The sequence below is a fragment of the Pseudomonas protegens genome (genome assembly GCF_013407925.2).
Lineage (GTDB): Bacteria > Pseudomonadota > Gammaproteobacteria > Pseudomonadales > Pseudomonadaceae > Aquipseudomonas > Aquipseudomonas fluorescens_AP.
Map to the genome: position 1 here is coordinate 527847 of NZ_CP060201.1, position 19498 is coordinate 547344.

The 19498-nt window shown below is 63.1% G+C and carries 15 protein-coding genes; 8 read left to right on the forward strand and 7 right to left on the reverse strand.

Translation table 11 applies throughout. The features are described 5' to 3' along the window. Nucleotides 1-130: 130 nt before the first annotated feature. Together GGI48_RS02380 and GGI48_RS02385 are read right to left on the reverse strand one after the other, a co-directional pair. Nucleotides 131-766, reverse strand: a complete 636-nt coding sequence (locus GGI48_RS02380; RefSeq protein WP_179596752.1) for an SUKH-3 domain-containing protein — start codon at nucleotides 764-766, stop codon at nucleotides 131-133. Between the two features lie 116 nt (nucleotides 767-882). Then, nucleotides 883-2322: a serralysin family metalloprotease gene (locus GGI48_RS02385; RefSeq protein ID WP_179596754.1), complete on the reverse strand. Its 1440-nt coding sequence runs from the start codon at nucleotides 2320-2322 to the stop codon at nucleotides 883-885. A 280-nt stretch (nucleotides 2323-2602) separates the two neighbouring features. On the opposite strand from GGI48_RS02385, the gene GGI48_RS02390 reads away from it, so the two are divergent. Further along, a complete protein-coding gene (locus GGI48_RS02390) occupies nucleotides 2603-2899 on the forward strand; it encodes a hypothetical protein (protein WP_016968706.1) in 297 nt (98 codons plus the stop codon). Between the two features lie 41 nt (nucleotides 2900-2940). Then, nucleotides 2941-3270 carry a DHCW motif cupin fold protein gene (locus GGI48_RS02395; protein WP_179596756.1) on the forward strand — a complete coding sequence of 110 codons (330 nt, stop codon included), beginning with the start codon at nucleotides 2941-2943 and terminating at the stop codon, nucleotides 3268-3270. 6 nt (nucleotides 3271-3276) lie between these two features. Here the strand turns inward: GGI48_RS02395 and GGI48_RS02400 are convergent, their stop codons facing one another. After that, on the reverse strand, nucleotides 3277-5637 hold the full coding sequence (locus GGI48_RS02400) for a DNA polymerase II (RefSeq protein ID WP_047303774.1): 2361 nt from the start codon (nucleotides 5635-5637) through the stop codon (nucleotides 3277-3279). A gap of 569 nt (nucleotides 5638-6206) precedes the next feature. Here GGI48_RS02400 and GGI48_RS02405 point away from each other — a divergent pair. Then, on the forward strand, nucleotides 6207-6536 hold the full coding sequence (locus tag GGI48_RS02405; protein ID WP_047303772.1) for a hypothetical protein: 330 nt from the start codon (nucleotides 6207-6209) through the stop codon (nucleotides 6534-6536). Nucleotides 6537-6683: 147 nt separating this feature from the next. Here GGI48_RS02405 and GGI48_RS02410 read toward each other — a convergent pair whose 3' ends face one another. The 4 genes from GGI48_RS02410 to GGI48_RS02425 form a co-directional block, all read right to left on the reverse strand. Beyond that, entirely contained in the window at nucleotides 6684-8534 is a 1851-nt protein-coding gene (locus GGI48_RS02410; RefSeq protein WP_179596758.1) for an amidohydrolase, read from the reverse strand. A gap of 30 nt (nucleotides 8535-8564) precedes the next feature. Further along, nucleotides 8565-9143: an antibiotic biosynthesis monooxygenase gene (locus GGI48_RS02415; protein ID WP_016968702.1), complete on the reverse strand. Its 579-nt coding sequence runs from the start codon at nucleotides 9141-9143 to the stop codon at nucleotides 8565-8567. 72 nt (nucleotides 9144-9215) lie between these two features. Further along, nucleotides 9216-10043: an alpha/beta fold hydrolase gene (locus GGI48_RS02420; protein ID WP_047303767.1), complete on the reverse strand. Its 828-nt coding sequence runs from the start codon at nucleotides 10041-10043 to the stop codon at nucleotides 9216-9218. Nucleotides 10044-10151: 108 nt separating this feature from the next. Beyond that, entirely contained in the window at nucleotides 10152-10793 is a 642-nt protein-coding gene (locus tag GGI48_RS02425) for a hydrolase (protein WP_016968700.1), read from the reverse strand. A gap of 161 nt (nucleotides 10794-10954) precedes the next feature. Here GGI48_RS02425 and GGI48_RS02430 point away from each other — a divergent pair, with 161 nt between their 5' ends. The 5 genes from GGI48_RS02430 to GGI48_RS02450 all read left to right on the forward strand — a co-directional run bounded on the left by GGI48_RS02430 (nucleotide 10955) and on the right by GGI48_RS02450 (nucleotide 19332). Continuing rightward, the gene (locus GGI48_RS02430) at nucleotides 10955-11851 is read left to right on the forward strand and encodes a LysR family transcriptional regulator (RefSeq protein WP_047303765.1); all 897 of its coding nucleotides are present in this window, start codon (nucleotides 10955-10957) and stop codon (nucleotides 11849-11851) included. 128 nt (nucleotides 11852-11979) lie between these two features. Then, nucleotides 11980-15066 carry a calcium-binding protein gene (locus tag GGI48_RS02435; RefSeq protein ID WP_179596760.1) on the forward strand — a complete coding sequence of 1029 codons (3087 nt, stop codon included), beginning with the start codon at nucleotides 11980-11982 and terminating at the stop codon, nucleotides 15064-15066. A 172-nt stretch (nucleotides 15067-15238) separates the two neighbouring features. After that, nucleotides 15239-15898: a methyltransferase family protein gene (locus tag GGI48_RS02440; protein ID WP_016962682.1), complete on the forward strand. Its 660-nt coding sequence runs from the start codon at nucleotides 15239-15241 to the stop codon at nucleotides 15896-15898. 632 nt (nucleotides 15899-16530) lie between these two features. Next, nucleotides 16531-17895 carry a glutamine synthetase family protein gene (locus GGI48_RS02445; protein ID WP_179596762.1) on the forward strand — a complete coding sequence of 455 codons (1365 nt, stop codon included), beginning with the start codon at nucleotides 16531-16533 and terminating at the stop codon, nucleotides 17893-17895. A gap of 123 nt (nucleotides 17896-18018) precedes the next feature. Continuing rightward, complete coding sequence (locus GGI48_RS02450; RefSeq protein ID WP_179596764.1) at nucleotides 18019-19332, forward strand: FAD-binding oxidoreductase; 1314 nt, start codon at nucleotides 18019-18021, stop codon at nucleotides 19330-19332. The last annotated feature ends 166 nt before the right edge of the window (nucleotides 19333-19498 follow it).

Consider the following 19498-nt stretch of genomic DNA (forward strand, 5'->3'; position numbering starts at 1 on the left):
TAGCCAGGTGGCCGAGGCAATGTCCTGGCGCTGTGATTTGCCAGGCGCGGGCGCAGACCAGGAGGCTTGCCTGAGCGTTGAACGAAACCGGCACAGGCACATAGGCTGGGCGCGATGCCCAACCCCCACATCAGAGCGCGCGGGCGCGGAAAAAATCGGGCGTTAGAACACGCGGATCGCCAGCTCGAAAACGCTCTCCCCACACCATGACGTCCTCCTGCGATGGCAACAGCATGGGGTGTGATCGATACCCTTTGAGCAGGGCCTCGATGCCTTGGGCAAAATCATGCCCAACAAAAAGCATCATGGACGCGACCAATCCGTTCAAGAACAAACGGCCTTGGCTGTCCAGCCAGAGCTGTCCATGACCATGATGTACATCACCCAAGCAAACAAAGTCGGTGCGCAGCGCTTCTTGCCAGCCATCTACTTGTTCATCGGGGCACGCCGGACAGCCAAACTCGATGTCACTAGAGGCACACTCCTCCCCCGTGCCGATATGCCCTACGGTCAATTCGCCAAATGCTTGCAGGATGCGAAATGCCGGATGTGCGCGGGGTACGTGACGATCAACCACAACGGCCCTGCCAGGGACCCATCCGGCAGCTCTGAAAAACGGTTCTATGTTCGGAGTCAGGAGATTCATGCGGCGAAGATAATCAAAGGGCAGGAAAAACGCAAAAGCCCTGGATACGGCCCCTGCCGGAACGCTATCCGTTACTCTGCGCAACAGCTCGACATCCACGGCTATCGACGGAAACGCCATGGCCAGCCCATCCCTGCCTCGGTCAAACCTGCCCGGGACCGGGGAGAACAAGGGGGGATAGGGGAAGAGTGATGTGGAAGCGGCGCATCGCGCGCCGCTCCACTGTTTCCGATCGATCAGGCGATGATGTCGGTAACCGCCGCCTGGCCCACGGTGCCCACGGCGAAGTCCACCGCGCCATGGCCGGTGAGGTCGATCATCAGGCTGGTCTGGTTGGTTTCGGTGAAGTAGGTGAGGATCGCGTCGCCGGCGTGGCCAGTGAAGCCGCTGACGAAGTTCAGAGTGGCGCCGGTGGAGGCAAACAGGCCGCTGAGGTCGATCTTGTCCTCGCCACTGGCGAAATCCATGATCCAGTCCGGCGCGTCGAAGGTCGAATCCGAGGCCGCGCCGAACACGAAGGTGTCGGCCCCTGCCCCGCCCCACAGCGTATCGCCACCGCCACCGCCGTAGAGGATGTCGTTGCCGGCACCGCCTTCCAGGATGTTGGCCACGGCGTTGCCGATCAGCAGGTCATTGCCCGAGCCGCCGATGGCGTTTTCCACGGTCACGCCGTGGGCGATGGAGACGTTGCCCACCAGGCCGCCCACATCGGAGAAACCACCCTGGTTGAGGTTGATCTTCTGGTTCTGGGTGAAACCGGAGAAGTCCAGGGTGTCGTTGCCGCCACCGTCCCACACCGCGAACACCAGTTTGTCGGCATTGGAGTGGGCACTGTAGAAATCCCGCCCGGTGTTGGAGTTGAAGCCGTACACCGTGTCGTCGGCGCGGGTTTCATGGTTGGCGCCATAGAGTTTCTGCACCGCGACGATATCGTCGAGCAGGGGTGCCGAAGCGTAGGCGCCACTGCCGTCCTTGCTGAAGTTCTGCCCGGTGTTGCCCTCGCTCCAGTAGCTCATCAGGCTGTAGCCGCGGGTGTCCTGGGCGTAGGTGACATCCTTGTAGGTGGGGTTGCCGTTGCCGGCGTTGTACACGCCCGGATGGGACAGGCCCAGGGTGTGGCCGATCTCGTGGGTCAGGGTCTGGCGGCCGTAGTTGCCGTTGCCCGGGGTTTCATTGACCCGGTACTGGTCGTTGATCAGGTACCAGGACTGGCCGTCATAGCTGCCGCCGGATGGCAGGTAGGCAAAGGCCGCGCCGCCGGTGCTGACGTTGTAGTTGCCGAAGGTCATGTGACCATCGCCGCCCTTGGCGGCCTCGCTGAAGGTGACGTTGGCCACGTCCGACCAGGACTGCAGGGACAACAGCGCCTGGGCTTTCTGCAGCGCGCTGAACTCGCTGAAGCTGCCCAGGGCCGGGTTGTAGTTGGCCGGTTTTTCAGTGAGGAAGCTGTAGGTCAGGTCGATCTTGCCGTCGCCATTCTGGTCGTGCCAGGACAGCCCCTTGCGCAGGATCGAATCCGCCGCCTGGTCGGCGGTGAAGGAAGGCTTGCCGTTCACCAGCGTGCTGCCACCGCGGTCATACAGGTGGCTGAAGGTCTGGACCTGCAGGTAGGCACTGCTGGCCGCTGCGTCGGGAATGATCGCGTTTTCGTTGGTTTGCGAGAGTGTCTTCGACATTGCTACGTCCTTGTTCAAGACAAAAGATTTCCGATGGAACAGATACGACCCCGCCTGCGAGATCGTCCTGTCACTCGCCCGTTGAGGCGCAGAAAACCTGACACAGTCGTCAATTCCCAGTCCACGGTTTTTTTTGTCCGACAATAGTCCGAAAGCGCTCTGGCCCGGGGTCAATATTCCACTCGCGCGGCGCTCCGACAGCGGATAGGCTAAGCAGCGATCGGGGCAGAAAACGCTCACACCTGGCACTGCCCCACCGCTGTTCCATGAGGAGTCCGCGATGCGCAAAATCCTGCTGCTGGGCACTTTGATGATCTTCGCCGGCGCTGCCCACGCCGAAGGCATTCCGCTATTCAACGTGTCCTGCCCGGGCAATCTGGCGGTCAGCGCCGACCAGGGCGGGCCGATTTACATCAACGGCAAAGCGGTCAAGAACAGCGCCGTGGATGACCGGCATTTCCAGGTCAAGACGGCGGAAATCACCCTGGCCATCAGCGTCGAAGACGACGATTCGGTGACCGTGAAGTACACCGACAAGCACGGTGCCAGTGGCCTGTGCGAAGCCGTGGACGACTGAGCCGCCCCCAGTCTTTTCTCCCTCAACTGCAAGAGCCAAGCATGCACATCAGCGCACTCCCCTTCGCCACCACCGACTGGTCGACCATCGACCCCACCGAGCATCGCGGCGAAACCGGCAGCGCGTTCTGGCGCACCCGGCAGTTCGGCGCGATCCGCGTGCGCATGGTCGAATACACCCCGGGCTACCTGGCCGACCACTGGTGCTCCAAGGGCCATATCCTGCTGTGCCTGGAGGGCGAGCTACACACCGAACTGGAGGACGGCCGGCGCTTCGTGCTGACCCCGGGCATGAGCTATCAGGTGGCGGACAACGCCGAGCCGCATCGCTCGTCTACTGCGCTGGGGGCCAAGTTGTTCGTGGTCGATTGAGGCGCTTCAGAACAGGCCCATCTGGCCACCCACCAGGGTGCTGAAATCGTCCTGCACGAAGGGCAGGATAGCGTCCGCCACCGGTTGCAATTGCCGGGTCAGGTAGTGCTCGTAGTCGATGGCGGCGCGGCGGTTTTCCAGGGGCTCGGGGCCGGCCAAGGTGATCACGTAGCTGATCCAGCCACCGTTCTGGTACTGCAGGGGCCGGCCTTGTTCACGGTTGTAGTCATCGGCCAGGCGTGCGGCGCGGACATGGGGCGGCACGTTGCGCTCGTAGTCATCCAGCGGCCGGCGCAGGCGCTTGCGGTAGATCAGCAGGTCGTCCAGTTGCCCGGCCAGGGTGCGTTGCACGTAGTCGCGCACATAGCCCTGATAGGGTTGGCGGTGGAAGATCCGCCGGTACAGCTCCTGCTGGAATTCCCGGGCCAGGGGCGACCAGTCGGTGCGCACGGTTTCCAGGCCCTTGTAGACCATCTCCTGGCGGCCATCGGCGCGCTGCACCAGCCCGGCATAACGCTTCTTGCTGCCCTCTTCGGCGCCGCGGATGGTGGGCATCAGAAAGCGTTTGTAGTGGGTTTCGAACTGCAACTCCAGGGCGCTTTCCAGGCCGTACTCTTGCTGCAGATGCTCGCGCCACCACTGGTTGACATGGGCCACCAGGGCGCGGCCAATCAGCGCCGCCTGTTCCTCGTCATGCAGGCTGCCGAGCCAGACGAATGTGGAGTCGGTATCGCCATAGATCACTTGATGGCCCTGGGCTTCGATCAACTGCCGGGTGCGGGCCATGATCTCGTGGCCGCGCAGGGTGATGGATGAGGCCAGGCGCGGATCGAAGAAGCGGCAGCCGCTGGAACCCAGCACGCCGTAGAAGGCGTTCATGATGATCTTCAACGCCTGGGACAGCGGCGCGTTGTGCTCGCGCTTGGCTACCTCGCGGCCCTCGGCGACCCGGGTCACGATCGAGGGCAGGCAATGCCGGGTGCGGGAGAAGCGCGCGCCGCGAAAGCCCGCCACCGAATGCTGTTCATCGGGCTGGCGCAGCCCTTCCACCAGGCCCACCGGATCGATCAGGAAACTGCGGATGATCGAGGGGTACAGGCTCTTGTAGTCCAGCACCAGCACCGACTCGTAGAGCCCGGGCCGCGAATCCATGACAAAGCCGCCGGGGCTGGCCTGGGGCGGCAGCTCGCCGAGGTTGGGCGCGACAAAACCCTGGCGGTGCATCAGCGGCATGTACAGGTGGGTAAAGGCCGCCACCGAACCGCCGCTGCGGTCGGCGGGCAGCCCGGTAACCGTGGCCCGCTCCAGGAGGAAGGTCAGCAGCTCGGTCTTGGCGAAGATCCGCGTTACCAGCTCGCAGTCCTTGAGGTTGTAGCGGGCCAGGGCCGGCTTGTCCTCGGCGAACATGCGGTTGATTTCGTCCATGCGCTGGTAGGGATTGTCGATGGACTTGCCCTCCCCCAGCAACGTCTGGGCGACGTTTTCCAGGCTGAAGGATGGAAAGCTCCAGGTCGCCGAACGCAACGCCTCGATGCCATCGATGATCAAGCGGCCGGCGGCCGAGGCGAAGTAGTGAGTGCGGCTGCCGTGCTCGCGCCACTGCATTTCCTCGCCGCCCCGCCCCAGGCGCAGGGGCACCGCCAGGCGCCGGGCATGTTCGTGGAGCACCCGCAGGTCGAACTGCACCAGGTTCCAGCCGATGATCGCGTCGGGGTCGTGCTCGGCCAGCCACTGGTTGAGTTGCTCCAGCAACTGCTCGCGGCTGGCGCAGAACTCCAGGTCGAAGTCCACCGCGCTGTCGTCCTCCCGGGCCTTGCCAAGCATGTACACCTGGCGCTGGCCGCAGCCTTCAAGAGCGATGGAATAGAGCTCGCCACGCTCGCTGGTTTCGATGTCCAGGGACACCAGCTTGAGGGTTGGCCGATAGTCCGGCGCCGGCTTCATCTGCGCTTCCAGCAACAGGCCGTCGGGCCCTGGCTGGCCGCCAAAAGACACCGGCGCGGTGATGAAACGCTCCATCAGGTAGCGCTCGGGCGGCCGCACATCGGCCTCGAACACCTCGACGCCGGCGCGGCGCAGGGTCTTGTCCAGGCGCATCAGCTGATTGTGCTGCGGGCAGTACATCCCCAGCACCGGACGCTGGTGGAAGTCCCGCAGTTGCAGCGGGCGCAGCTCGACATCCGGGTCGTCGGCCAGCAGGCGCTCGGCATGAGCACGCTGCACCGCCGGGACAAAGGCCACGGAGGTCTGCAACGGCAAGCGGATACGGCGTGGCCCCTGATCGGTGGCCAGCCAGAATTCGACTTCCGTGCCCGCCGGCGTATCGCGCCAGTGCCGGGTCAGGACGAAGCCTTGTTGTACATCCACCGCTGCAACCTCAGGAACATTTCAAGGCGCCGATTCTACCTGCCCTGACCGTCGATGGGGTGTCTGGATGATGGCTTTGCGGCTTTTGTCAGACAATATGTAGTGCTTGAAAATTTTCACTACAAAACCGTTGACGCGAAGATTTCGCCCTTGCATGATGCAGACGTCTCCCCGATCGGGGGACGAGGCAAAGGTGTTATGAGCAAGCTCGTCTGACCGCCGAGCTGTGACCCGGATGTGTACTGCCCACAAGGCAGATTGATGAAACTGACCTGGCATTGATCGTCCAGAACAAGGACAGCAAGCTAGCGAAAACTCTTCAAGATGCTTGTGGCCGATGCTGGAAATATCGGCAGCTTCATCCAGGTTTGCGCTGCTTCTCTTCGTTGTGACGCTATTGCGTAGCAGTTAATCAAGGCAACTACACGCATCAGGCTCTGGGCCTTATCTGTATCCGACAGACACCCTCTGTCGCCCTGTTTCCGGTATCAGGGTTCAACTTACCGACGTAGCAAGATGAATTAGCGAATCAACTTAGATAGATCGATAAATGGTCAAGGGGGCTACAAATGAATCTTAATAATCAACCCACTATTGATGAATTGGCACGCATGTTCGCCGCACAGAAAGACAGCCACGACAGCCACATCCTGTGGGTTGCCAAGTCGGGCCAAGTGCACATCGACTGCCTGTCGCCCCATAGCCATGAAGCAGAGTTCGACCAGAACAACCAGGAGCTGGCGGCCCGCCTGAAGATGTACCGCCGCGGCCAGGGCTACGTCGGCAAGAAAGCCGCCGCCGACAAGGACTTCATCGGCCGGGTCCTGGAGACCCTGAAAGCCGAATGGCAATCGCTGCGGGACAAGTCGGAAGTTCGGGTTATTGATCGGTTTTGTTGAGCAGTGCGGTCAATACGTTAATGAATAAATAACTAGTGGCTGCAATATAAAAAAGGGCGCTCTTGAAGGGCGCCCTTTTTATTCATTCCAACTTGCCAGCGAAGGTGATCTTCAGGACGCCTTCGCCGGCAAGTTGGCTCCTACAGCTCAGAACGCAAAACACGAACACCCAAACGCCCCCCAGAACCCCTGGAAGTCACTCACCGGCACATTCGACAGCCGCGCCTTCTGGTGCCCGTGGGCATGCACCGCGCAGGGTCCGCTGCACTGATGCACCTGGTTCTGCAGCGGTGCGTTGGGCTTCCAGTGCCCCGGCACCTTGGCCACCGGCGACCAGTCCGGGGTCACCGGCAGGCTCGGTGGAGCCAGTTTGACGAAGTCGCCAGCGGCGTGGACCACCTTGCCGTCCACCACGGTGAGCAGGGATTCGATCCACTTGATCGCCTCTTCCTCGACGCTGAAGTAGTCCGCCGACAGGGCCACCAGGTCCGCCAGTTGCCCGACCCTGATCTGGCCCTTCTTGCCCTGCTCCGAGGAGAACCAGGCGCTGCCGTGGGTGTAGAGCTCCAGCGCGGTGTCGCGGCTCAAGCCCTGGGGGTACAGCTCTATTCCGCCGACCGTGCGACCACTGACCATCCAGTACAGCGAGGTCCAGGGGTTGTAGCTGGACACCCGGGTGGCGTCGGTGCCGGCGCCCACCGGGACGCCTTCGGCGAGCATGCGCTGGATCGGCGGGGTCATCTCGGCGGCCTTGGCGCCGTAGCGCTCGACGAAGTATTCGCCCTGGAAGGCCATGCGGTCCTGGATCGCGATGCCGCCGCCCAGGGCCCTGACCCGCTCGATGTTTTTCGGGCTGATGGTTTCCGCGTGATCGAAGAACCACGGCAGGCCGTTGAAGGGAATGTTGCGGTCGACCTTCTCGAACACGTCGAGCATCCGCGAGATGGATTCGTCGTAGGTGGCGTGCAGGCGGAACGGCCAGCGCTGCTCCACCAGGTGGCGCACCACCGGCTCCAGCTCCTGTTCCATGGTCTGCGGCAGGTCGGGGCGCGGTTCGAGGAAGTCCTCGAAGTCGGCGGCGGAAAACACCAGCATCTCCCCTGCCCCGTTGTGCCGCAGGAAGTCGTCGCCCTGGCCGTAGGTGACGCTGGAGGTCCAGTGCTTGAAGTCCGCCAGTTCTTCCTTGGGCTTCTGGGTGAACAGGTTGTAGGCGATGCGCACGGTCAATTGCTGCTGGGCCGCCAGCTGGTTGATCACCTGATAGTCGTCGGGGTAGTTCTGGAAGCCGCCGCCGGCATCGATGGCGCTGGTCACCCCCAGGCGATTGAGCTCGCGCATGAACTGACGGGTCGAGTTGACCTGGTATTCCAATGGCAGCTTGGGCCCCTTGGCCAGGGTCGCGTAGAGGATCATGGCGTTGGGCCGGGCGATCAGCATGCCCGTGGGGTTGCCGTTACCATCGCGAACAATCTCGCCCCCCGGCGGGTTCGGCGTGTTGCGGTCGTAGCCCACCACCCGCAGCGCGGCACGGTTGAGCAAGGCGCGGTCATACAGGTGCAGGACGAACACCGGGGTGTCCGGCGCCGCCTGGTTCAGTTCTTCCAGGGTCGGCATGCGTTTCTCGGCGAACTGGAATTCGTTCCAGCCACCCACCACCCGCACCCACTGCGGCGCCGGGGTGCGCAGGGCCTGTTCCTTGAGCAGGCGCAGGGCATCGGCCAGGGACGGCACGCCTTCCCAGCGCAGTTCCAGGTTGTAATTGAGGCCGCCGCGGATCAGGTGCAGGTGCGAGTCGTTGAGCCCGGGGATCACCGTGCGTCCCATCAGGTCGATGACCTGGGTGCCGGCGCCGCGCAGGGCCATGGCCTGGGCGTCGTTGCCCACGGCGATGAAGCGCCCGTCCTTGATCGCCACCGCGCTGGCCCGGGGCTTGGCCCGGTCCACGGTGTGCAGGCGGCCGTTGAACAGAATCAGGTCGGCAATTGCTTGGGGTTGCATGGCATTGCTCCAGATGAAAGTCGTGGGGAATCAGGTCGCGCTGCGCGGTTGCAGCCAGCGGCGAAACAGACGCGTGACCCGGGGCATGAAGACGTAGACCACCAGCAGCACGATGCTCAGGGTGATCAGCACCGTGGCCGGCACATAGCCGCCGAGCCAGGGCAGTTGGGCAAACACCGGTTTCCATAACTGCGGCACCAGGAAGCTCAGCGGCAGGATCACCAGGAAGGTCACGCAGGCCTGCTTCCAGCGCGGTGGCGGAGTCGGTGCGGCGCTGTCCTGGGGGGTGAACCAGAATTCGCGCTCGGCGTTGATTTCGGTCTGGTCGCCGTCGGCCAGCAGGTGCTGGGCCTGTTGCACCAGCTCACGGCGGTCGGCGGAATCCAGCCAGTGCTGCAACTGTTCGGTGCTGGCAAAGCGCAGCACGCTGGTGAACAGCCCCAGACCGCCGCTGTGGCCGCGGACCACATCAATGCCCAGGTGCCCCGGGTAGCTGCGGGCCTTGGCGATGATCTGCCGCAACCAGGTTTCATAGGCCTGTTCCTGGCCCTGCTTGATCCGGTGGCGCACCAGCAGGGTCACCACACCGTCGGTGAGTTCGATGTTCATCAGAAGGCTCCAGGGTCCGGGAGGAGATGGCATCGGGCGCAGCCCGGCTGCACCCGCGCTTCACAGTTAAGCTCAAGGTTGCTGGATGAACCTCAGCAGATCCTGGTTGAGCCGCTCCTTGTGGGTGTCGGTCAAGCCATGGGGCGCACCGGGATAGACCAGCAGTCGGGCGTTGGCGATCAGCTTGGCCGAAGCCCGGCCCGCCGCATCGATGGGCACGATCTGATCATCGTCGCCATGCACCACCAGGGTCGGAATGTCGAAGCGCTTCAGGTCTTCGGTAAAGTCGGTTTCGGAGAAGGCCTTGATGCAGTCGTAGGCATTCTTGTGCCCGGCCTGCATGCCCTGCAGCCAGAAGCTGTCGATCATGCCCTGGGACACCTTGGCCCCCGGACGGTTGAAGCCGAAGAACGGGCCGCTGGCAATGTCCTTGTACAGCTGCGAACGGTCGGCCACGGCGCCGGCGCGGATGCCGTCGAACACCTCGAGCGGCAGGCCTCCGGGGTTGGCCTCGGTCTTGAGCATCAGCGGCGGCACCGCCGAGATCAGCCCGGCCTTGGCCAGGCGCCCGGTGCCGTGGCGGCCAATGTAGCGCGCCACTTCGCCACCGCCGGTGGAGAACCCCAGGAGCACCGCGTCCTGCAGGTCCAGGTGCTCGATCAGTTGCGCCAGGTCATCGGCGTAGGTGTCCATGTCATTGCCGTGCCAGGGTTGGCTGGAGCGACCGTGACCTCGCCGGTCATGGGCGATGACGCGGTAGCCGTGGTCGGCCAGGAACAGCATCTGCGATTCCCAGCTGTCGGCGCTCAGGGGCCAACCATGGCTGAAGACCACGGGCTGACCGCTGCCCCAGTCCTTGTAATAGAGTTCAGTGCCGTCGCGAGTGATGAAGGTGCTCATGTCAGATGTCCTTATGTTCGAGAGATCAACACCGGACACCGACGGCATCCGGTACATCAGGTCCTGCTCCAGGCGCCGGCGAAGTCGCCCTCGCCGGCAAGCCGCTTCCTAGAGCTGACGTTGCGGCGCCTTGTGCACCATGCTGTAGGCATAGTCCACGCCCATGCCGTAGGCGCCGCTGTGCTCCAGCACCAGGCCCATCACCGCGTCGTAGGTGTCCTTGTGCGCCCAGTCACGCTGGTATTCCAGCAACACCTGCTGCCAGGTCACCGGCACCGCGCCAGCCTGGATCATCCGCTGCACGGCCATGTCATGGGCCTCCTGGCTGGTGCCACCGGAAGCATCGGTAACGATGTACACCTCATAACCCTCGGCCAGGGCTTCCAGGGCCGGGAAGGTCAGGCAGACCTCGGTCCACAGCGCCGCCATCACCAGTTTCTTGCGCCCGGTGGCCTTCACCGCTTCCACCAGCTTGCGGTCTTCCCAGGAGTTCATCGAGGTGCGTTCGATGGGTTGCTGGCCGGGGAACACCGCCAGCAGTTCCGGCCAGATGTAGCCGCTGAAGCTTTGGGTCTCCACCGAGGTGAGGATGCTCGGCACGTTGAAGATCTTGGCCGCCTTGGCCAGGGCCACGGTGTTGTTCTTCAGGGTCTGGCGATCGATCGATTGCACACCGAAGGCCATCTGCGGCTGGTGGTCGATGAGGATCAGGGCGGAGTTGGCTGGGTTGAGCAATTCACGAATGGACATGGCGCGTTCCTTTTGCAGTCAGAGAGTGAGGGTCGAACATGACCGGCTGATGGCGCTGCTTGCGCCCCGTTGCGTCCGGCTTGGTGGCTAATTTAGGTCCTGGTCGAAATCGGAACAATTCCCTAAAATCGGGAATCATTGATTCCAAATAAGGGACAATCATGGACCGCATCCAATGCATGCGCGCTTTCGTCGTCACCGTTGATGAGAATGGCTTTGCCGCCGCCGCCCGGGCCATGGACGTGCCCCGCTCCAAGGTCAGCAAACAGATCCAGGCCCTGGAAGAGGCCATTGGCGTGCAGCTGCTGCAGCGCACCACCCGCAGCCTGCACCTGACCGAAGCCGGCGCTGAGTACTACGAAAACGCCCGGGAGGTGCTGGCGGCCCTGGACGAGGCCGAACAACGGGCCCGGGACGGCATCGCCGAATTGCGCGGCGTGTTGCGGGTCAACGCGCCGATGTCCTTCGGCCTGCGCCGGCTCGGACCGCTGGTGCCGCTGTTCCATGAACAGCACCCGCTGATCGAACTGCAACTGGTGCTCAGCGACCAGCAGGTGGATCCGGTGCGCGGCGGTTTCGACGTCACCCTGCGCATCGCCAGCCTGCCGGATTCGTCGATGGTGGCCCGGCAGCTGGCGCCGGCGCCGCGGATCATGGTGGCCTCCCCCGCCTACCTGGCCCGAGCCGGCACTCCCCTACAGCCCAAGGACCTCAGCAGCCACCAGTGCCTCAACTACGGCTACCTGCAAAGCGGCGTCAGCCTGCAACTGAGCAACGGCAGCGACACCCAGCGGGTGCACGTCACCGGGCCGCTGCACGCCAACAACGGCGACCTGCTGGCCCAGGCCGCCGAGGCCGGCATGGGCATCGCCCTGCTGCCGGACTTCATCGTCGAGGAAGCACTGGCAGCCGGACGCCTGGTGCCGGTGCTGTGTGAATGGCAAGCGCCGCCCATCAGCGTCAACGTGGTCTACCCCTCGGCGCGGCGGGTGCCGCAGAAGACTCGGGTGTTTATCGATTTTCTGGTGGGGCACCTGACGAAAAAAATCTCAGATTGATCATCTTTTATCTTCACGTTTGGCCTGTGGCGGCCGAAATCGATGGAAGCGATTTCTATCTCAACTAATTGGCTACAAGAACGTTTTTTCTCGGTATCGGGTTCAACATCAAAGCAAGGAAGACGCGAATGGCAATAATCAACGGGACAAACGGTGCTGACACGCTGACGGGTACCGATGGGTATGACGAAATCAACGCTCTGGGCGGGAACGATGTCATCAAGGGGAGTCCCGGAGCAGACAAGATCGATGGTGGCGCCGGTTTCGACACGATTGACTACTCGGCCTCGTCCGCCGGAGTGAACGTGGAAGTGCGTTTCGGCACCGGACCGGCTGGCAAGGGCGGAGATGCTGAAGGCTCCACACTGACCAGCATCGAGAACGTCATCGGCTCGGCATTCAATGACATCCTCACCTCCGGCCCGGATCACACCGCCACCGCCATCCGCCTGGAAGGTGGCGCAGGTGACGATATCTATTACATCAACACCAGCGTCACGCCGACCATCGTCGAGCAGGCCGGGGGCGGAAATGACGAAGTGCGGGTGTCGGTAATCAACCCGAGCGGCACCATCCTCGCAGCCAACATTGAGCGCCTGACCTACATCGGCAGCCAGAACTTCATCGGTTACGGCAACGACAGTGACAACATCATCACCGGCGGCTCGGGCAACGACACGCTGTACGGCGGCGCAGGTGCTGATCAGTTCTTCGGCGGTGCGGGCCTGGATATTGCCGGTTACACCGATAGCAAGGCCGGCGTGACGGTCAATCTGAAAACCGGCGTGAACACCGGCATCGCCGCTGGCGACACCTACACCGACATCGAGACGATCAAGGGTTCGAACTATAACGACACGTTTGTCGGCAACGGCCTGGGCATGAACTTCGATGGCGGCGCTGGCGTGGACACCGTCGACTACTCGACCTCGTCTGCCGGAGTGAACGTGGAGGTGCGTTTCGGCACCGGAGCGGCTGGCAAAGGCGGAGACGCCGAAGGCACTACCCTCACCAGCATCGAAAACGTCATCGGTTCGGCATTCAATGACATCCTCACCTCCGGCCCGGATCACACCGCCACCGCCATCCGCCTAGAAGGTGGCGCAGGTGACGATATCTATTACATCAACACCAGCGTCACGCCAACCATCGTCGAGCAGGCCGGGGGCGGCAATGACGAAGTGCGGGTGTCGGTAATCAACCCGAGCGGCACCATCCTCGCGGCCAACGTTGAGCGCCTGACCTACATCGGCAGCCAGAACTTCATCGGTTACGGCAACGACAGCGACAACATCATCACCGGCGGTTCAGGCAATGATACGCTGTACGGCGGCGCAGGTGCTGATCAGTTCTTCGGCGGCGCGGGCCTGGATATTGCCGGTTACACCGATAGCAAGGCCGGCGTGACGGTCAATCTGAAAACCGGCGTGAACACCGGCATCGCCGCTGGCGACACCTACACCGACATCGAGACGATCAAGGGTTCGAACTATAACGACACGTTTGTCGGCAACGGCCTGGGCATGAACTTCGATGGCGGCGCTGGTGTGGACACCGTCGACTACTCGACCTCGTCTGCCGGGGTCAACGTGGAGGTGCGTTTCGGCACCGGAGCGGCTGGCAAAGGCGGAGACGCTGAAGGCACTACTCTGACCAGCATCGAGAACGTCATCGGCTCGGCATTCAATGACATCCTCACCTCCGGCTCGGATCACACCGCCACCGCCATCCGCCTGGAAGGCGGTGCGGGCGACGATATCTACTACATCAGCAACGGAATCACACCGACCATCGTCGAACAGGCCGGTGGTGGCAATGATGAGATGCGCGTGACAGTGGTCAACCCAAGTCATACCTACATGGCAGCCAATATTGAACGCCTGACCTTTATCGGCAATGGCGCCTTCACCGGCTGGGGCAACGATCTCGACAACATCATCACCGGTGGCTCAGGCAACGACACGCTCTACGGCGGCGCGGGAGCCGACCAGTTCTTCGGTGGCGCAGGTTACGACACGGTGGGGTACCTCGATAGCAAAGTGAGCATGACCCTCAACCTCAAGACTGGCGTGCACTCCGGCATAGCGGCAGGTGACACCTACACCGACATCGAAGCAATCAGGGGCTCCAATCTGAATGACATCTTCTATGGGGGAACTTCCGCCATGGGGCTGGATGGTGCTGCCGGGCAGGATCTGGTCAGCTACGAGCTGTCGGACAGTGCCGTGACCATCGACCTGTATACAGGAGTCAACACCGGGGACGCGCAGGGTGACACCTACACCAACATCGAAATTGTCCAGGGCAGCAACTTCAACGACACGCTATCGGGCTCGCGCTTGAGTGACATTTTGATTGGCGGCAAGGGTGCGGATCTGATTGATGGTCGTGAAGGCCAGGACAGTGTCTGGTATGTCACCAGCACCACAGGCGTCACGATCAATCTGCAGACCAACGTGAACCAGGGTGGTGATGCCGAGGGTGATGTGCTGCGCAACATCGAGCGTGTGGTGGGCAGTCACTACAACGACAGCCTGACAGGTGATGCCAGCGTTAACTATCTGGAAGGCGGGCTGGGCGATGACGTCCTGTACGGTGGTGACGGCAACGATTATCTGTACGGCGGACTGATTTCGCAGATCGGTCCTTTCAGCCTCGACGGCCTGACCAACGGGCCGCAGGCCGATACGTTGTATGGCGGTAATGGGAACGACACCATTGTCACGGCAAGCAACGATCAGGGCAGTCGGGCCTACGGTGAAGCGGGGGGCGATGTGATCACCGTTGTACACGGCATGGCCGACGGTGGTGAAGGCAATGACCTGCTGACGGGCACCGGCCTGGGCTTTTCACTGTTTGGCGGCGCGGGTGATGACAAGCTGGTCTTGCGCGCCAGTGGCTGGGCCAATGGCGGCGAGGGTGACGATACCTACACGATCGATACGCGGGCATTGGTCACCATTCAGGACGACGGTGTCAGCCGTGGCGACAAGCTGGTGCTGTCAACCCTTTACAGCAACGACTTGCTGGCGGACCGGGTCGGCGATGATCTCTACCTGCACCAGTCGCGCGTTGCGAGTGGCCAGACTCCACAGGAAGGCGTGTGCCTGAAGGGCTGGTTCGCCGGTTATGACACCATCGAGCAAATCCAGACAGCTGATGGACAACTCATCAATCTTCCGGCCAACAGTGATGCATTTGCCTTGTTCGGCTGAGCACCTGACCTCTTCAACCCGTTGAGCTAGTCAGCGAAAAGGGATGAGTTCAGTCATGGACTCATCCCTTTTTCATGCCTGATGAAAAGTCCGACTCAGGATCGTTACATAAACCGGCCCGCGGGTGACACCTAAACTCTGTAGATACCTCTGATAACCGCGTGGCTCCCCCATGAAAATCTCTCCCCAACTGGCCGCCTCCAGCCTCCTCGGCGCCCTCGCCTACCTGGGCCTGGCGATCTGGGGCCTGGGCGGTTTCGCGGCCTTCTTCGGCCATCCCCAGTTGACCCTGATCGCCCTCGCCACCCTGCTGATGGTGGTCGCCTCGCTGTCCAGCGAAGTCAACCTGAGCAGCGGCGTGCGGGAAGATCAGGGCAACCGCTGGGTGCTGCCGGTGTTCGGGGTGATCGGCCTGTTGAGCGGCTTTGTCCCGGCCTACAGCGACCGCATGGATTTCTGCACCTTCGGCGGCGAAGGCCTGCGCTGGCTCGGGGCCTTGCTGTTCATCCTCGGCGGGGTGCTGCGCCTGTGGCCGGTGTTCATCCTCGGCCGACGCTTCAGCGGCCTGGTGGCGATCCAGCCCGGCCACCAGTTGGTGGTGGACGGTCTCTATCGCCACCTGCGCAACCCCAGCTACCTGGGTTTGCTGGTGAACGCCCTGGGCTGGGCCCTGGCCTTTCGCTCGGGGCTGGGGCTGCTGTTGGCGGCGCTGACCCTGATCCCGCTGATCGCGCGGATTCATGCCGAGGAAGCCTTGTTGCTGGAGCATTTCGGCCAGGCATATGAAGACTATTGCGCCCGCAGCTGGCGCCTGTTGCCCGGTGTCTACTGAGGCGCTGTAAAAAAAATCAGACACTTCTTCCGACCAGGATGAACCGCTCTAGCACGCGTCTCTGCCCCTGGTTGAAGGGCCCTCGCCAGGGGCCTATGCCCCTTTACCCCCCTTACATTGGCTGGCGGTTTCTTGCAGTATTGTTCCGCCCTGAGCGTGCGGCGCCGTTTTTCCGCCCCGCCAGTGCCCGGTTCCTATCAAGAATAATCACCACGAACTCGACAGCGAGATCACCCGGCGATGTACCCCCTGAGCCCGTATCACGGATTCGACAGATCAACTCCCGCGCCCCTGCACAGTGGCCGCGGTGCTGACGTCGACGCTGGGTTCTCGCTGCCCCGCTCGCTCCCCGCCACGCCTCGTGAGGTTCATGAGGACCGCGCCGCCGTCATCGGTTTGTACTTGCTGGACAGGCCCTGCCCATGAAGCTGATGGTCAACCTGCCCATGGCCCTGTGCCGCTCCCGTCTGCGCCACTCCTCACGTCCTCCGGATCACTCGCTTTCGGCTTGATCGCGCGCCCCTGCGCGTAACGCCCCAGACCTGATTTCTGCCCTTGCAACCGAGCCGTGCGCGGCGTCGTTGCAGGACCTGAAAACCTGCGCGCCCCCAATGGCGCAAGCGAGAATCCCGATGAAATTTGCCGCCCTCGATGAAGCCCGTGACTTCCTGGCCGCCCACCCCGATATCGACATGATCGAGCTGTTCATCCTCGACGCCAATGGCGTGCCCCGAGGCAAGCTGCTGCACCGCGAAGAACTGCTGGCGGTGTATGAAAGCGGTCGCCCCCTGCCCAGCACCATCCTCGGCCTGACCCTCAACGGCGACGACGTGGAAAACTCCGGGCTGGTGTGGGACGTCGGCGATATCGACTGCCGCGCCTACCCGCTGGCCGGCAGCCTGGTGCGCCTGCCCTGGCGGCAGATTCCCACCGCCGCGGTGCAGGTCAGCATGCACCCGCAGGAGGGCATGCCCGCCAGCATCGCCGACCCGCGCCACCTGCTGATCAAGGTCATCGACGGGCTCAAGGCCGACGGTTATCACCCGGTGATGGCCTGCGAGCTGGAGTTCTACCTGCTGGACGCCAAGCGCGACGGCAACGGCCGGCCGCAACCGGCGCTGGATGCCGACGGCGGTCGCCCGCGCAGCACCCAGGTCTACGGCCTGCGCGAGTTGGAGCAGATCGAGCCGTTCCTCGCCGACCTCTACGCCGCCTGCAAGCTGCAGGGCATTCCGGCGCGCACGGCGATCTCCGAATACGCCCCGGGCCAGGTGGAAATCACCCTGGAGCACGGCGATGCCCTGGAGGCCATGGACCAGGCGGTGCGCTACAAACGCCTGGTCAAGGCCGTGGCCCACAAGCACGGGATGCAGGCGACCTTCATGGCCAAACCCTTCGACCACCTGGCCGGCACCGGCATGCACATGCACGTGAGCATCGCCGACGCGGCGGGCCATAACCTGTTCGCCTCCGAGGATCCGGCCGGCACCCCGCTGCTGCGTCAGGCGGTGGGCGGCATGCTCGCCTCCTTGCTCGACTCGCTGCTACTGTTCTGCCCCAACGCCAACTCCTACCGGCGCTTCCAGGCCAACAGCTACGCGCCGCTGGCCCCGACCTGGGGCGTCGACAACCGTACCGTGAGCCTGCGGGTGCCCGGCGGCCCGGCCAACAGTCGACACATCGAACACCGCATCTGCGGCGCCGACGCCAACCCCTATCTCGCCGCAGCGGCGATCCTCGCCGGGGTGCACCGCGGCTTGCGCGAACACCTCGACCCGGGTGATCCGGTGCAAGGCAATGGCTACGCCCAGGCCACCGAGCTGCTGCCCACCGACTGGCTGACCTCGCTGACCGCCCTGGAGCAATCGGCCTGGGCCCGGGATGCCCTGGGCAGCGAATTCCTCGGGGTGTACCTGGCGGTCAAGCGCGCCGAATACCGCCAGTTCATGGCCGAAGTCGGCGAGCAGGACTGGCGCTGGTACCTGACCCAGGCCTGAGCCCAAGCACGATCTGCGACGCCTGCTGCATCCAGGCGCCAGTGGCAGATCGCCGACACGTTATCCAGCGCTGGCGGCTGCCCACAGGCAGCCGCCCGCTTGAATTTTTTAAGGATATTGTTCATGACAACCGCTCTCGATCCGCGGACCCCGGCAGCCGAGCGCTGCCCCAGCTACTACAGCGCCACCCTGAACCAGGAAACCCACTACCCAACCCTGCAAGGCAGCCATCAGGTGGATGTGGTGATCATCGGCGGCGGCTTCACCGGCGTCGCCAGCGCGGTGGAACTGGCCGAACGCGGTCTGAAAGTCGCCATCGTCGAAAGCCACAAGATCGGCTGGGGCGCCAGCGGGCGCAACGGCGGCCAGGTCACCGGCAGCCTTTCCGGCGACGCGGCCATGCGCAAGCAGATGCGCCGCGAACTGGGCGACGAGGTTGACGACTTCATCTGGAACCTGCGCTGGCGTGGGCACCGGATCATCCAGCAGCGAGTCGAAAAATACGCCATCGCCTGCGACCTCAAGCACGGTCACCTGCACGCCGCCTACAAACCCAGCCACCTGCCGGGCCTGCGCGCCGACTATGAAGAAGCCGTGCGCCGCGGCATGGGCGACGAAGTCAGCCTGCTGGACCGGGCCCAGGTTCGCGGGCTGCTGGAAAGCGAGCTGTACCACGGTGCCATCAAGAACACCCGCAACCTGCACCTGCATCCGCTGAACCTGTGCCTCGGCGAAGCCCGCGCCGCCGAAAGCCTCGGCGCGCTGATCTTCGAACACAGCGAGGTACTGCAGATCGTCCACGGCGAACACCCGGCGGTGATCACCGCCCAGGGCCGCATCGACGCCAAACAGGTGCTGTTGGCCGGCGACGTCTACCACAAGCTGGAGCCGAAAAAGCTCAAGGGCAAGATCTTCCCGGCCATGGGCGGCATCGTCACCACCGAACCCTTGGGTGACCTGGCCAAGCGCCTCAACCCCGAGGACCTGGCGGTCTACGACTGCCGCTTCGTCCTCGACTACTACCGCATGACCGCCGACGGCCGCCTGCTGTTCGGTGGCGGCGCCAACTACAGCGGCAAGGACTCGCGAGACATCGCCGGCGAACTGCGCCCGTGCATCGAACGCACCTTCCCGGCGCTCAAGGGCGTGGGCATCGACTTCCAGTGGAGCTGCGCCATGGGCATCGTGATCAACCGCATCCCGCAACTGGGCAAGCTCTCGGACAACGTCTGGTACTGCCAGGGCTACTCCGGGCACGGCGTGGCCACCAGCCACATCATGGGCGAGATCATGGCCGAGGCCCTGACCGGCCACCTCGGCCACTACGACACCTTCGCCGCCTGCCAGCACATCCGCGTGCCCTTCGGCGACCAGCTGGGCAACCCGATGCTGGCAGCGGGCATGTGGTACTACCAGATGCTGGAACGGTTACGCTAACTAACAAGTACAGCGCCTGATGGAAAACTCTATTAAGGCGCTAATTGTCCCCCTCCGACTCTAAGTAAATGAGCACTGAACAACTATTCGCGGTATAAAATATTTATCGACACTCTATAGGAGATATCGAATAAGACTGAGTAAAAATGTGGAACACGCCTATCAA